Below are 12,863 nucleotides of genomic sequence, written 5' to 3'. Positions count from 1 at the left end.
CCGGGGACGCGGCCAAGGGGGCGGGGCTAGCATGGCCGTATGACTCCCGGGCAGCGGCTCCGCAGGATCGCCAATACGCTGAACCTCTCCACTCCCCTGGGGCTCCTGCTCGCCAGGGCCGCGGGCGCCCGGTGCGGCACGGGCCCGCGCGGACTCACCATTGCGGCGGGATACCGCTGGCGCCTTCCGCATGCCGCGGCGTTCACAGTGGGGAACGTGGTGCTGTATCGGGCTGGACCCGCGAGCGCCGGACAGGATCCCGTCCTGCTGGGCCACGAGGAACGGCACAGCACGCAGTACGCCTGGTGCCTGGGCCTGCCGTTCATTGGCCTGTATTTCCTGTGCGCCGGATGGTCCGTGCTGCGCACAGGGAATCCCGGCACGGCCAACTTTTTCGAGCGCCAGGCGGGCCTTGCTGCGGGCGGTTACCCTGACAGGCAACGGAACGGGCACAGCACCCGGGCAAGCGATGCGAATCGAGGCAGGACATGACCCGCAGCATTACGGTCACGGGCGACGGCACCGCCGAGGCGGTGCCTGACATGCTCACCCTGACGCTCGCCGTCGAGGTGCGCCAGGACACCGCCGCGCGCGCTTACGACGACGCCGGCAATATCGCGCTCAATGTCACCGAGGCGCTGCGCCGGCAGGGCGTCGCGGAGGGCAACCTCCGTACGAGCGGGTTAAACCTGCGGCCCGACGTGGTCTGGGTGGAGAACCAGGGCCAGAAGGTGACCGGCTATGTGGCGTCGACGGACCTGGTAGCGCGGCTCGGTCCCCCGCGCCTTGCTCCGGCGGCGATTTCCGCTGCGGTCACGGCAGGCGGCAACAGCGTGCGGATCAACGGCATCGAACAGGGATTCAGCGACTCCTCCGCGGTGGCCGCTTCGGCCCAGGACGCCGCCTGGCACGACGCCGAGACCAAGGCACGGCGTTTCGCCGGGCTCGCGGCGTCACGGCTGGGCCAGGTGCTTTCGATCGAGCAGCGCCCGGACCATGGCGCTCCCGTTCCCGTCGCGCGCGACATGGCACGGACCTTCGCCACCGAAGGGGTGGCCATCGAACCGGGCACGGTCGCCGTGTCCTCGAGCATCGTGGTCACCTGGGAGCTGCTCCCGGAAGGCTAGCGGGCTAGAAGACGGCGCCCGCGGAGAACTTCAGGTCCTGCGCTGTTGCCAGCGCAGTCAGGACGACGACGGCGATCCCCTCACCCATGTCCTGCAGGGACATTCCGCCCGGGATGCCCTCCTGCGGCTCGCGCGGGACGTGGATGAAGCCGCCCCGCGTGCCGGGAGCTTCGGTGGCGAGGTGGTGCATGAGCGCATAGAAAACGTGGTTGCAGACGTACGTTCCGGCGGTCTGCGAGACCTCGGCCCGGAGGCCGGCGATCTGCAGGGCACGCAGCGCGGCTTTGACCGGAAGGGTGCTGAAGTACGCGGCAGGTCCTCCCGGAACCACTTCTTCATCCACGGGCCGCTTTCCGGCGTTGTCCGGGATGCGGGCGTCGTCGCAGTTGATGGCCACGCGTTCCAGGGAAAGCCTTTCGCGCCCGGAGGCCAGCCCGGCACAGATCACCAGGTCCGGCTGGAGGCGTGCGATCTGCTGCCGCAGTTCCTGCGCCGACTCCCCGAAGACGCACGGCAGTTCCACGGCTTCGACCTCCAGCCCTTCGGCGCGGAGGATGTCCCGGGCAACGCGCACGGCACCCCAGGACGGGTTGGCGGCATCGCCGTCGAAGGGCTCAAAGCCGCTCAGCAGGATCATGTGCCTAAGCGTATCCGTTGAGGAGTACAGGCCACAGGGTTCCTTGACTTAATTTCGAACATATATTCGAATGGAGCCATGAGATGGGACGCACAGGCACTTTCACCAACGGGTGAGCCGGAACTGGAGGAGTCCATCCAGGGAGACAGCAACGAAAACAGGGTTTCCAGGGCCGCCCCCGCTCCTGATGCCCTGCTTCCGTTGTCCCGGCTTGTGCGTTCCGTCTCGACTCCCGAATTCTCCGGAGTCACCTTCCATGAGGTCACGGCCAAATCAGTGCTCAACAAGGTGGCTGCCGGTTCCCGCATGCCCTTCGAATGGACCATCAACCCCTACAGGGGTTGCAGCCACGCATGCGTCTACTGCTTTGCCCGCAAGACCCACACCTACCTTGAGTTCGACGCCGGACGGGACTTCGATTCCCAGGTGGTCGTGAAGATCAACGCGGCGGAGGTCCTGCGCAAGGAACTGGCCAGGCCGTCCTGGGGCCGCCAGCAGGTGGCCCTTGGCACCAACACCGATCCCTACCAGCGCGCCGAGGGCCGCTACCAGCTCATGCCGGGAATCATCCGGGCGCTGGCGGACTCGGGCACGCCGTTGTCCATCCTCACCAAGGGAACCCTGCTGGCGCGGGACATCCCGCTCCTCAAGCACGCGGCAAGCCAGGTGCCCGTCGACCTCGGCATCTCCCTCGCTACGACCAACGAGGCCCTTGCCGCCGTCCTCGAACCCGGCACGCCGGCTCCCCGGGCGCGACTGAAACTGATCGCCCGCCTTCGCGAGGCCGGCCTGCCCTGCGGCGTCATGGCCATGCCGGTCCTGCCCTGGCTCACGGACAGCGACGATGCCCTCGACTCGCTCTTCGGCGCCTTGTCCGCCGCGGGCGCCAGCGGAGTCACCGCCGGGGCGCTCTACCTGAAACCGGGAACCCGGGAATGGTTCATGCAATGGCTCGCCGCAAACCATCCGGAACTGGTGGGGCGGTACCGCCGGCTCTATGCCCAGGGAGCGTACCCGCCGAAGGACTACCGGGAGTGGCTGGCCGGCCGTATCAGGTACTTCAAGGCCCGCCACGGCTTCACGGCGGGAAGCGGGTTCAGTCACCGCCATGCACGGAACCACAGCCCTGCCGCCGGGCAGCCACGGTCCGGGAGGCAGCCGCTCCCCGCGGAGCAGTCCACCCTGTTCTAGCTGTCGGTTCCGGCGACCTGGTCCGGCCCTGCGCCTCCCGGCCCTACTGTCCAGACGGTACCGCTCAGGCCCTACTGTCCAGGCCGTACTGTTCAGGCCGCATTGTTCAGGACCGGGCGGCCACCTGGTCCAGCAGGGCCTGCACAATCGGGAAGTCCGCCGGGATCCAAGGCAGGCCGAGGGTTTCTTCACCGTCCTCCAGGAGTACCCAGCGGAGTTCATCGTGGTCCTCAAGGGGGTGCGGCTCGCCGTCGAGCACTTCGGCGAACCAGACCCGCATGACGGCGCGCTCGTTCAACGGCCACCCGGCCTCCTGCGGGGCGGGGATCTCGGAACCGAGGCGGACGTCGACGCCGAGTTCTTCCCGGAGTTCCCGGTGCAGGGCGTCTTCGAAGGTTTCACCGTCTTCGACCTTCCCGCCCGGGAACTCCCACATTCCGGCGAACTTCGGAGGCGCGCTGCGACGTGCGACCAGGAGCCGGCGGGGGTTTTCGAGGGAGTCCACGACGGCGGCTCCGGAGACGCTGATGAGTGAAGTCACCGCTCCAGCGTAACTCCCGGCGGGAACAGACGCGGGGAGAGCGTGGTTGCAGAACACTAGACTTGAAAATCAGATTTATCCTCCGCGCGCGCCCGGGGCCTGCGCGGACTGTCCGGCACTACTGCCCAGAAAAAAGGACCATGACCCAAACCAAAGCGCCCGCCACCACTGCGAAGCGCGGCACCCGCCACCTTGCCCTGGCCATCTTTGCGCTCGCGATGGGCGGTTTCGCCATCGGCACCACCGAATTCGCCATGATGGGCCTGCTGAAGGAAATCGAGCATGGGCTGCGCGTCAGCACCCCGGAGGCCGGCAACCTGATCTCCTCATACGCCCTCGGCGTCGTGGTGGGCGCACCGGTGTTCGCAGCCCTGGGGGCCAGGCTTCCCCGCAAGAACCTTGCCCTGGGCCTGATGCTCTTCCTGACGCTGGCCAACCTGAGCTCGTTCATCGCCCCGGATTACGGCACCATGCTGCTGACCCGCTTCGCCTCCGGGCTGCCGCATGGCGCCTTCTTCGGCGTGGCCGCGGTGATCGCCGCAAGCCTGGTTGCCCCCACAAAGCGCGGATGGGCGATCTCGATGGTGATGGCGGGCCTGACCGTAGCCAACGTCATCGGCGTTCCGGCCGCCACCTGGCTGGGCCAGAACTTCGGCTGGCGCCTGCTCTTCGTGGTGGTGGGCGTCATCGGTGCGGTCAGCACGGCGCTGATCTGGAAATTCGTCCCCTTCGAAGCGGCCCATCCCGGCGCAAGCATCCGCCGCGAACTCGGCGCCCTCAAGCGAATCCAGGTCTGGCTGGCCCTGCTGATCGGAATCATCGGCTTTGGCGGCTTCTTTGCCACCTACACCTACATTGCGCACACCATGACCTTCGTTGCCGGGATGCCCGAGTCCATGGTTCCGCTCGTCGTGGCCCTCTACGGCCTGGGCATGGTGGCCGGCAACATCCTGGGCGGCCGCATCGCTGACAAATCCGTCATGGGCACGATCTACCGGGTCCTTCCGGCGATCGCGCTGGCCCTCGTGGTCTACGCAGTGGCCGCACACTGGGCCTGGTCCGCCCTGATCATGGTCTTCGTGGTCGGCGGGGTGGGTTCCTTGCTCGTTCCGGCGCTGCAGACCCGGCTGCTCGATGCCTCCCCCGACGCGCCGTCCCTGGCCTCCTCGCTGAACCATTCGGCGCTCAACGTCGCCAATGCCCTGGGGGCCTTCCTTGGCGGGGTGGTCATCGCCTGGGGCTGGGGCTATGTGGCCCCGGCACTGGTCGGTGCCGTACTCGCGGTCCTCGGGCTCGGTGTCGCCATCCTGAGCGGCCTGCTGGAACGCAGGAGGCCGCTGAACGCCTGAACCGCCACAGGGCGGCGGGCGATCGTCCGCGCAGACACAACGAAAACGCCGGCCGTGCACCATGCACAGCCGGCGTTTTCTGCTTGAGGCCGGGGTCGCTTCCGGCTCCAGCCGTCAGGTCCCGGGCGTCAGGCCTTGACGCGGACGATGTCCGGTTCGAGGTAGATGACCCGCGCGATCGGCACCGCCGCGCGGATCCTGGTCTCGGCGTCGTCGATTGCACGGGCGATTCCCTCGCCGGTGTCGGCAGCGCCAACGCTGATCTTCGCGGCCACGAGCAGTTCCTCGGGACCCAGGTGCATGGTCTTGAGATGGATGAGGACGGTGCCGTCCGATTCGATCGCGGAGGCGATGCGTGCGACGTCTTCCTTGGTGGCGGATTCGCCCAGCAGGAGGGACTTGGTTTCGACGGCCAGGACGACGGCGATAGCCACCAGCAGCAGGCCGATCATGCCGGTGCCGGCGGCGTCCCAGATGCCGTCTCCGGTCAGCAGCGTCAGGCCGACGCCGAAGAGCGCGAACACCAAGCCGAGAAGGGCGCCGAAGTCCTCCAGCAGGATGACCGGCAGTTCGGGCTGCTTGGCATTGCGGATGAAGTTCGTCCAGCTCTGCTTGCCGCGCACGTGGTTGGACTCGATGATCGCCGTGCGGAAGGAGAACGACTCGGCGACGATGGCGCCGATCAGGACCGCGAGCGGCACCCACCAGAAATCGCCTTCAATGGCGTGCGGGTGCTGGAACTTCTCCCAGGCCTCATAGAGTGCGAACAGGCCGCCGACGCTGAAGAGGACGATCGAGACGATGAAAGCGTAGATGTACCGCTCCCGGCCGTAGCCGAAGGGGTGCTCCGGGCTGGCGGCACGCTTCGCCCGCTTGCCGCCGACCAGCAGCAGGATCTGGTTTCCGGAGTCGGCCACGGAGTGGATCGCCTCGGCGAGCATGGACGATGACAGGGTCAGGACGAATGCGACGAACTTCAATAAGGCGATGGTCAGGTTGGCAGCCAGTGCCGCCACGATCGCCTTGGTACCGCCATTTGCAGCCACGAAAGCTTCTCCTCTTCACAGGATCCGGGGACTTGCGGGGAACAGTCGGGACCCGCGGCCCCCTTCCCTGCAAGCAATACCGTACCGGCAGGAGCGCCCCGCACGCACAATCGCGCACCCGGCCTGGCGCCTGCTTGGCGGCGGCAGGCTCAGTTTGCCTGCTGCGAGCGTGCGCTGGCGTAGAGGCACACGGTGGCCGCGGTGCCGAGGTTGAGGCTTTCCGCCGAGCCGTAGACGGGGACGGCCACGCGGTGCTCGGCCAGCGCGAGCTCGGCTTCGGAGAGACCCTGCGCTTCGTTGCCGAACAGCCAGGCGGTGGGATTTTCGAGGGCGTAATCGGACGCAACGTCCGCGGTGCCCAGCCGGCGGGCGGCGTTCTCATCCTGGAGTTTGTCCAGGTTCAGGGTGCCGTAACCGTCCGCGGCCAGCACGCCGATGCCGCGCGCCTTGCACGCAGCCACCAACTCGTCGACGTCCGCGCCAAGGACCACCGGGAGGTGGAACAGGGAGCCCGCGGTGGAGCGCACTGCCTTGGGGTTGTAGATGTCAACGCTCGACGCCGTCAGGACCACGGCGTCCGCGCCGGCGGCGTCGGCCGCGCGCAGCACAGTTCCGGCGTTCCCGGGGTCCCGCACCTGGCACATGACCGCCACAAGGCGCGGACCGGCGTCGAGCACCGACTCAAGGCTGACGTCCACAAAACTGCAGACCGCCAGGATCCCCTGGGGGTTGACGGTGTCGGCCATGGCGGCCAGGACCTCATCGGTGGCCAGGCGCAGGTTCACGCCCTGCGCCAGGTCGGCCAGTTCGGGCAGCCGGTCGAGGCAGGCCTCGCTTGCGTAGACCTCGTGGACGACGCCGGACTCACCCGCCAGGGTGCGTTCGCGGTGCAGCGCGAGGGCCTCGCGCACGGCCTGCGGCCCTTCGGCAAGGAACCGGCCGCGCTTTAAACGGGCCGGGCGCCCTGCAAGCTTTGCGACATCCCTGACCCGATCGGCTCGGGGGTTGGACATCGGAAAATCTTGCGGGCGCCCGGTTTCGTTCATATACAGAACTTTAGTGGCTGTTGCGACTAGTTCTTGATCTGCTGGCGGGCTTCGCCGCCGGCCGGCTCGAAGCCTGCAGCCTTTGCAGCCTCAACGGTGGAGAACCAGTATTCGGCAGCGGTGTTGTCGTACCAGGTCGAACCCGGAACGTGGTACTTCTTGGACTCGGCGTTGCCCTTGATGGCGTAGCCTTCCGGAGCGTCTTCGCCCTCAACGGCGGCAACGGCACCTTCGATGGCCGGCTTGGCAGCAGCCTTCGGAGCGGCGGCAGCCTTGGCAGCAGCCTTCGGGGCAGCCTCGGCCTTGGCGGCCGGAGCGGAGGTGTCGGCGGGCAGGGCAGCCTTGGCCACGTTCACCAGGGCGGTGAAGGCGTTGGCGTCGGACACGGCCAGCTCGGCCAGCATGCGGCGGTCAACCTCGACCTCAGCGGCCTTCAGGCCCTGGATGAGGCGGTTGTAGGTCAGGCCGTTGGCGCGGGATGCAGCGTTGATGCGCTGGATCCAGAGGCGACGGAAGTCACCCTTGCGCTTGCGGCGGTCGCCGTAGCTGTACACAAACGAGTGCAGCAGCTGTTCCTTGGCCTTGCGGTACAGGCGGGACCGCTGGCCGCGGTAGCCCTTTGCCCGTTCAAGGATGACCCGACGCTTCTTCTGGGCGTTTACCGCCCGCTTCACACGTGCCACGTGCGTACTCCTTCAGAATTCTTATCCCGTCGGCCGCCGTATTCCTGGCGGCCGGGGAAGGCTTTGGTGTAGTCAGTGCTACCGGGTGGCAGCAACCGGAAAACGTGGAACTTAGACGCCGAGCATCTTCTTGATGACCTTGGCATCGCCCTTGAAGACGATCTTGTCGCCGGCGAGGCGACGGGTCAGGATGGAGGACTTGTGCTCCAGGTAGTGGCGGCGGTTGGCCTGCTGACGCTTCAGCTTGCCGGTACCGGTCAGCTTGAAGCGCTTCTTGGCACCGCTGTGGGTCTTCATCTTCGGCATGGGAACCGATCTCCTTACGTGTCCGCAGACGGGTCTGCAGTTCTTTGGTGCAGCCGGCCCCGCGGGGCCGGTGCTGTTTGCTTGCCGGGCGGAAGCGTCGCTTCCGGCGGCGTGACTAGTTGGTCTTGCGCGCTGCCGGCTTGGCCGGCTTCGGTGCCGCCGGACGGGCGACGGGTTTCGGAGCCGCGGGCTTCGCCATCGGCTTCGGAACCGCTGCAGCTGCCGGCTTCGGCGCGGCAACCGGCTTCGGGGCTTCCTCTGCCTGCGCCGGCTCCTCAGCCTGCTTGGGGGCTTCCTCCACGGGCTGGGCTGCTTCCGCGGCGGCCGGAGCTTCCTCTGCGGGAACTTCCGCAACAGGAGCCTCGGCCACGGGAGCCTGCTCGACGGCGGTCTCCTCCACCGGGGCTTCGGTCGCCTGCTCCTCAGACTGGTTCAGGAGCCCTGCCGGAAGCAGGTCCCCGAGGGTCTGGGTCAGCGGAGCGTCGTTGCCCGAAGTGTCGATCCGTGCAGCAGCCTTGGCCTCGTTCTGGGCCTTGGCTTCGGCACGCTGTGCCGCGCGACGGGCTTCGGCCTTGGCCTCCGCCTTGTTCTTCAGCGGACCGATCACCATGACCATGTTGCGGCCGTCGATCCGGGGGCTGGATTCAACCACACCGACTTCGGCGACGTCTTCCGCGAAGCGCTGCAGCAGGCGGATGCCCATTTCGGGGCGCTGCTGCTCACGGCCGCGGAACTGGATCATGGCCTTCACCTTGTCACCGGCACCCAGGAAGCGAAGGGCGTGGCCGCGCTTCGTTTCGTAGTCGTGGGTGTCGATCTTCAGGCGGAAGCGGATTTCCTTCAGAACCGTGTTGGTCTGGTTCTTGCGGGCCTCACGGGCCTTGACGGCGGCTTCGTACTTGTACTTGCCGAAGTCCATCAGCTTGCACACCGGAGGCTTGGCCTGCGGTGCAACTTCAACGAGATCCAGATCAGATTCGGCAGCCAGGCGCAGGGCATCCTCGATACGGACAATTCCTACCTGTTCGCCGGCAGGGCCGACCAGCCGCACCTCGGGGACGCGGATACGCTCATTGATTCTTGGCTCGCTAATGTCAAAGCTCCTGTGGTTGTGGTGAATGGTCCACCGGCAAAAAGAGAAGGCCCCCAATTGCTGGTGCAATCGAAGGCCTCGAAAAGATCGGGTCCTGCCGGCACGGCAGGCGCGCATTGAACGGGAACAGTCCCGGACAATGTCCGACCAGGTACCCGGCAACTTAACATCCCGTACGGGAAACGGCTGACGCGGGTGGGAGAGAACTCCGCTTGCAAACTGAAAGTCAAGTCTACAGAAACAGCCCGCCAACTGCACATCGGATGGCAGGGCGGGGCTTCCACAGCAAAATGGCGACTCCCAGTCGGTCTGTGTCAAGCTTACCAGCATGAGCACTTCAGACAGCAATTCCCCCGACCGGACGGCCGAGGGCGACGACGCCGGCCTGGCGCAGCAAATCCGCGACATTTCGGAGGTGCCGGCCGTGGAGGTCATCACCACCGCATCGGTACACCTGATGAGCGCGGCAGCCGTCAAGGTGGGGCTGGCAGACGACCCCAACGCCGAGGACCTCAAGGACCTGGATGAAGCCCGCAAGCTCATCACCGCCCTTGCCGGCCTGGTGACGGCGGCGGCCCCGGAGATCGGCTCGCAGCATGCCGGACCCTTGCGCGACGGCCTGCGTTCCCTGCAGCTCGCGTTCCGTGAAGCATCGCTGATTCCGGACGAGCCCGGCAAGGGCCCCGGCGAAAAGTTCACCGGCCCGGTGAACTAAGCCCGAGCAAGCCAAGCACAACGACGACGGCGGCCGCCCCACCCGGGAACGGCCGCCGTCGTCGTCTCGTATTGAAAGCCGGCCGGCTTGCGGCTAACGGACCCGGACCGCCCGCCGGACCTTCATCAGCACCAGGCCGGCGAGGCAGAGCACGACGCCGGCGGCGCCCACGGCCACGAAGCCCGCCCATGAGCCGACGCCGTCGATGAAGACGCCGGCCACCGGTGCGCCGAGCGCGACCCCGGCGGTCAGGGCCGAGCCATACCAGCCCATCGCTTCACCCCGGCGCTCCTCCCCCACGAGGTCGGCGACCTTCTCCGAGGCCGCGGACAGCACCGGGGCGCACAGCAGGCCGGGCAGCACGGACAGGATGGCCAGGGTCCAGGTGTCCTGGGCCAGGCCCATCGGGATGGTCAGGGCGGCCATGCCGAGCAGGAGCAGCAGCGGCGAAACCGGGCGGTGCATTGCACCGTAGACCACGCCGCCCACCACGGAGGCCGCGCACCAGAAGAAGAAGACGATGCCGAGCTCTGTCTGGTGGCCGGAGCGCTCCAGGATGGCCACGATTCCCACGTCGGTGCCGCTGAGCACCATGCCTGCGCCGGCCGCGACGACGAATACCGACGCCACGGAAACCGTGAACCAGGCAAAGTTGCGCACGACGTGCCCGCGCAGCCCCGCGAGCCGTGACCCTGCCGGGGCCAGCTCGGAGGCCGCCTCCTGGACATGCGCCGCCGAGGCGACCATGGCGGCGCCGGCGGCGGCGAGATCGTCCGCTGCCCGGGCGGCACTTTCCTCCGCGGTGCAGGGGTCCTCGCTGCGGGTGGGCGGGTTGAACCAGATCAGGAAGACGCCGGCCACCGACACCGATGCGCCGACCGCCGTCAGGGCGGCGCCGGAGTAGCCGCTGGTCGCGGCGACCGCACCGACCGCCGGGCCGATCATGAAGACCAGTTCGGTGAAGATGGAATCGAGGGCGAAGGCCGAGCGCCGCTGTTCACCGTCGACCAGTACCCCAAGGGACTGCCGGATGACGCTGAAGATGGGGAGGCTGAACAGCCCGCCGACGAACACCAGGGGAAGGACCCACTGGTAGCTGACATGCGGCACGATTGCCCAAATGAGGGCCTCGGAGATCACCGACGGGATCAGCGCCTTGCGCAGGCCCGCCCGGTCCACGCGGCGGCCGCGCCAGGGCGCGCCGATCGCGATGCCGATGGTCATCAGCGCCGCGGCCGCGCCGGCCGCCGCGTACCCCTGGTCCAGGGTGAGCACGACGTGCAGTGTCAGCAGCACACCGGCCGCGGAGTGCGGGATGCGAGCGATCAGGCCGATGACCAGCAACTGCCGGACCGACCGGACGGACAGCGTCTCTTTGTAGAGAGCGAAATTCACGAGCTACAACCTCTTAGTTCCCCGGGTGGCTGCCCATGAACCGGTGCAACCGTTGTTAAGGCGCAGTTTCCTGCGCGGCGCGCTGCAGCTTGACCTCGAGCGAATCGACGTTTTCGGCGAACGCGTCAAGCTGCGCCCACGCTTCGTTGAGCCGTCCCAGCAGCGCCTGCAGGGCGGCGGCGTCGAGTCCATCCTCGAGGAAGAGCACCACCTGCAGTTCGGGGCCGGCGCCGCCACCGGCCACGGCCTGTCCGGCCGCCGTACGGGACGCCGTTCCGGCGCCCTGCCGGGTTTCCAGGCGGCGGACCGCCGGAAACTCCCGTGCCGCGGAAGCGAGAGCAGACTCCAGTTGATCATCCAGGTACGACGGCGTCCAGTCCCGCTGCTGTGCCAATGCCCACACTGCCGGGCGGCGGACCACGAACGTCATTTCGGAGCCCGGGTCCAGCACGAGCAGTTGGGCCCCTTCGGACACCGCGGAAAGCGCCGCACGGGCCGCATACACAGCGACCGGCCGGGCCTCAGGGTGCCAGGATTCCAGGGCAGCCGCCGAGGTGAACACGGGCATGGCCGTGCGGCCGTCGGGTGCCTTCAGGGTGACGAGGGCCATGTCGGCCTGCTTGTCCGCCTGGAGGGCGTGGCCGTGCGCGTCGGAGACGCCGTCGGCTTCCTCGGCCAGGGTGGCCATGACCGGGACGAACACCCGCGCGGTGGCCAGCGCTTTGACGACGCCTGCTTCGCCGCCGCGCCCCGCAAGGAGCGCTTCGACTGCGGCGAGGTAGCCGGCGTCGGCGGTGCCGTCGTCGTCCTCGAAGTTGTGGATCTTCGCGGCATCCCCGCTCAGGTCGCGTCCGGCCCACGGGGTCCCCGCGGAGTCCGCGGCTCCGCCTGCCCCGGCCAGGGCTGCGGCGATGTGGCCGGGCAGTTCCCGCCTGGGCTTCGCGCCGTCCGGGGCGCCCTGTTCCTGCTCGCCGTGCATCAGCGGCGGCCGGCTACGTCCAGGGCTTCGGGAAGCGTGAAGGCGCCCGCGTAGAGTGCCTTGCCCACGATCGCGCCTTCGACGCCGAGCGGCACCAGTTCGCGCAGCACGCGCAGGTCCTCGAGGCTGGAGATGCCGCCGGAGGCCACCACGGGCTTGCCGGTCTTTTCAACCATCTGCTTGAGCAGTTCGACGTTGGGGCCCTGCAGGGTGCCGTCCTTGGTGACATCCGTGACGACGTAGCGCGCGCAGCCGGCGTCTTCGAGGCGGGCCAGGACCTCCCAGAGGTCCCCGCCTTCCTTGGTCCAGCCGCGGCCGGCCAGGGTGGTGCCGCGGACGTCGAGGCCGACGGCGATCTTGTCGCCGAAGCGTTCGATGGCCCGGCGGGTCCACTCCGGGTTTTCGAGGGCGGCGGTGCCAAGGTTGACCCGGGCGACGCCGAGGCCGAGGGCCCGCTCAAGGGATTCGTCGTCGCGCAGGCCGCCGGACAGCTCCACCTTCACATCCAGCTGCGAGACGACCTCGCTGATGAGGTCCGCGTTGTTTCCGCGGCCGAAGGCGGCGTCGAGGTCCACCATGTGCACCCATTCGGCGCCGGCGTTCTGCCAGTTCAGGGCCGCTTCGAGCGGCGTGCCGTAGCTGGTTTCCGAGCCGGCCTCGCCCTGCAGGAGGCGGACGGCCTGGCCGTCCACGATGTCGACGGCGGGCAGCAGTTCCAGGACGGGCAGTTCAGGGGCGGTGGCCATGGGGATCCT

The 12,863-nt window shown here is 68.0% G+C and carries 15 protein-coding genes; 5 read left to right on the top strand and 10 right to left on the bottom strand.

Annotated elements, in window-relative coordinates:
• Positions 1-39 precede the first annotated feature (39 nt).
• Entirely contained in the window at positions 40-492 is a 453-nt protein-coding gene (locus tag BLP88_RS11290; RefSeq protein WP_074589243.1) for a hypothetical protein, read from the top strand.
• Positions 489-1,127, top strand: a complete 639-nt coding sequence (locus BLP88_RS11285) for an SIMPL domain-containing protein (protein WP_074589241.1) — start codon at positions 489-491, stop codon at positions 1,125-1,127. Before BLP88_RS11290 ends, BLP88_RS11285 begins: the two co-directional genes overlap by 4 nt.
• A 4-nt stretch (positions 1,128-1,131) precedes the next feature.
• Here the strand turns inward: BLP88_RS11285 and pcp are convergent, their stop codons facing one another.
• Complete coding sequence (gene pcp / locus BLP88_RS11280) at positions 1,132-1,764, bottom strand: pyroglutamyl-peptidase I (RefSeq protein ID WP_074589240.1); 633 nt, start codon at positions 1,762-1,764, stop codon at positions 1,132-1,134.
• A gap of 78 nt (positions 1,765-1,842) precedes the next feature.
• Here pcp and BLP88_RS11275 point away from each other — a divergent pair, with 78 nt between their 5' ends.
• Positions 1,843-2,955 carry an Rv2578c family radical SAM protein gene (locus BLP88_RS11275; RefSeq protein ID WP_074589238.1) on the top strand — a complete coding sequence of 371 codons (1,113 nt, stop codon included), beginning with the start codon at positions 1,843-1,845 and terminating at the stop codon, positions 2,953-2,955.
• Between the two features lie 106 nt (positions 2,956-3,061).
• Here BLP88_RS11275 and BLP88_RS11270 read toward each other — a convergent pair whose 3' ends face one another.
• Positions 3,062-3,496 carry a (deoxy)nucleoside triphosphate pyrophosphohydrolase gene (locus tag BLP88_RS11270; protein WP_074589237.1) on the bottom strand — a complete coding sequence of 145 codons (435 nt, stop codon included), beginning with the start codon at positions 3,494-3,496 and terminating at the stop codon, positions 3,062-3,064.
• 140 nt (positions 3,497-3,636) lie between these two features.
• Here BLP88_RS11270 and BLP88_RS11265 point away from each other — a divergent pair, with 140 nt between their 5' ends.
• Positions 3,637-4,845 carry an MFS transporter gene (locus BLP88_RS11265; RefSeq protein ID WP_074589235.1) on the top strand — a complete coding sequence of 403 codons (1,209 nt, stop codon included), beginning with the start codon at positions 3,637-3,639 and terminating at the stop codon, positions 4,843-4,845.
• Positions 4,846-4,973: 128 nt separating this feature from the next.
• On the opposite strand, the gene BLP88_RS11260 is transcribed toward BLP88_RS11265, so the two are convergent.
• The 5 genes from BLP88_RS11260 to infC form a co-directional block, all read right to left on the bottom strand.
• The gene (locus BLP88_RS11260) at positions 4,974-5,891 is read right to left on the bottom strand and encodes a cation diffusion facilitator family transporter (RefSeq protein WP_074589234.1); all 918 of its coding nucleotides are present in this window, start codon (positions 5,889-5,891) and stop codon (positions 4,974-4,976) included.
• Positions 5,892-6,040: 149 nt separating this feature from the next.
• Positions 6,041-6,937: a TrmH family RNA methyltransferase gene (locus BLP88_RS11255; protein WP_074589232.1), complete on the bottom strand. Its 897-nt coding sequence runs from the start codon at positions 6,935-6,937 to the stop codon at positions 6,041-6,043.
• 26 nt (positions 6,938-6,963) lie between these two features.
• Positions 6,964-7,620, bottom strand: coding sequence for a 50S ribosomal protein L20, sunset domain variant (rplT, locus tag BLP88_RS11250; RefSeq protein WP_074589231.1), 657 nt, complete (start codon positions 7,618-7,620; stop codon positions 6,964-6,966).
• A 111-nt stretch (positions 7,621-7,731) separates the two neighbouring features.
• Complete coding sequence (gene rpmI, locus BLP88_RS11245) at positions 7,732-7,926, bottom strand: 50S ribosomal protein L35 (RefSeq protein ID WP_070349297.1); 195 nt, start codon at positions 7,924-7,926, stop codon at positions 7,732-7,734.
• Positions 7,927-8,041: 115 nt separating this feature from the next.
• Positions 8,042-8,977 carry a translation initiation factor IF-3 gene (infC, locus tag BLP88_RS11240; protein ID WP_245679844.1) on the bottom strand — a complete coding sequence of 312 codons (936 nt, stop codon included), beginning with the start codon at positions 8,975-8,977 and terminating at the stop codon, positions 8,042-8,044.
• A 370-nt stretch (positions 8,978-9,347) separates the two neighbouring features.
• Here infC and BLP88_RS11235 point away from each other — a divergent pair, with 370 nt between their 5' ends.
• On the top strand, positions 9,348-9,734 hold the full coding sequence (locus BLP88_RS11235; RefSeq protein WP_074589229.1) for a DUF1844 domain-containing protein: 387 nt from the start codon (positions 9,348-9,350) through the stop codon (positions 9,732-9,734).
• Positions 9,735-9,827: 93 nt separating this feature from the next.
• Here the strand turns inward: BLP88_RS11235 and BLP88_RS11230 are convergent, their stop codons facing one another.
• From BLP88_RS11230 to priA, 3 genes are read right to left on the bottom strand one after another with little or no spacing between them, the layout of a single operon-like run.
• Positions 9,828-11,129, bottom strand: a complete 1,302-nt coding sequence (locus BLP88_RS11230) for an MFS transporter (protein ID WP_074589227.1) — start codon at positions 11,127-11,129, stop codon at positions 9,828-9,830.
• A 55-nt stretch (positions 11,130-11,184) separates the two neighbouring features.
• Positions 11,185-12,108 (bottom strand): SseB family protein, encoded by a 924-nt coding sequence (locus BLP88_RS11225; protein ID WP_074589226.1) that lies wholly within the window; start codon positions 12,106-12,108, stop codon positions 11,185-11,187.
• Positions 12,108-12,854: a bifunctional 1-(5-phosphoribosyl)-5-((5-phosphoribosylamino)methylideneamino)imidazole-4-carboxamide isomerase/phosphoribosylanthranilate isomerase PriA gene (gene priA, locus BLP88_RS11220; RefSeq protein WP_074589224.1), complete on the bottom strand. Its 747-nt coding sequence runs from the start codon at positions 12,852-12,854 to the stop codon at positions 12,108-12,110. The genes BLP88_RS11225 and priA overlap by 1 nt, the downstream gene beginning before the upstream one ends.
• Positions 12,855-12,863 lie beyond the last annotated feature (9 nt).

This window comes from Arthrobacter cupressi (assembly GCF_900099975.1).
GTDB lineage: Bacteria > Actinomycetota > Actinomycetes > Actinomycetales > Micrococcaceae > Arthrobacter > Arthrobacter cupressi.
Note: the sequence above shows the minus strand (reverse complement) of the source record. Positions and strands in the feature narration are given on the sequence as shown.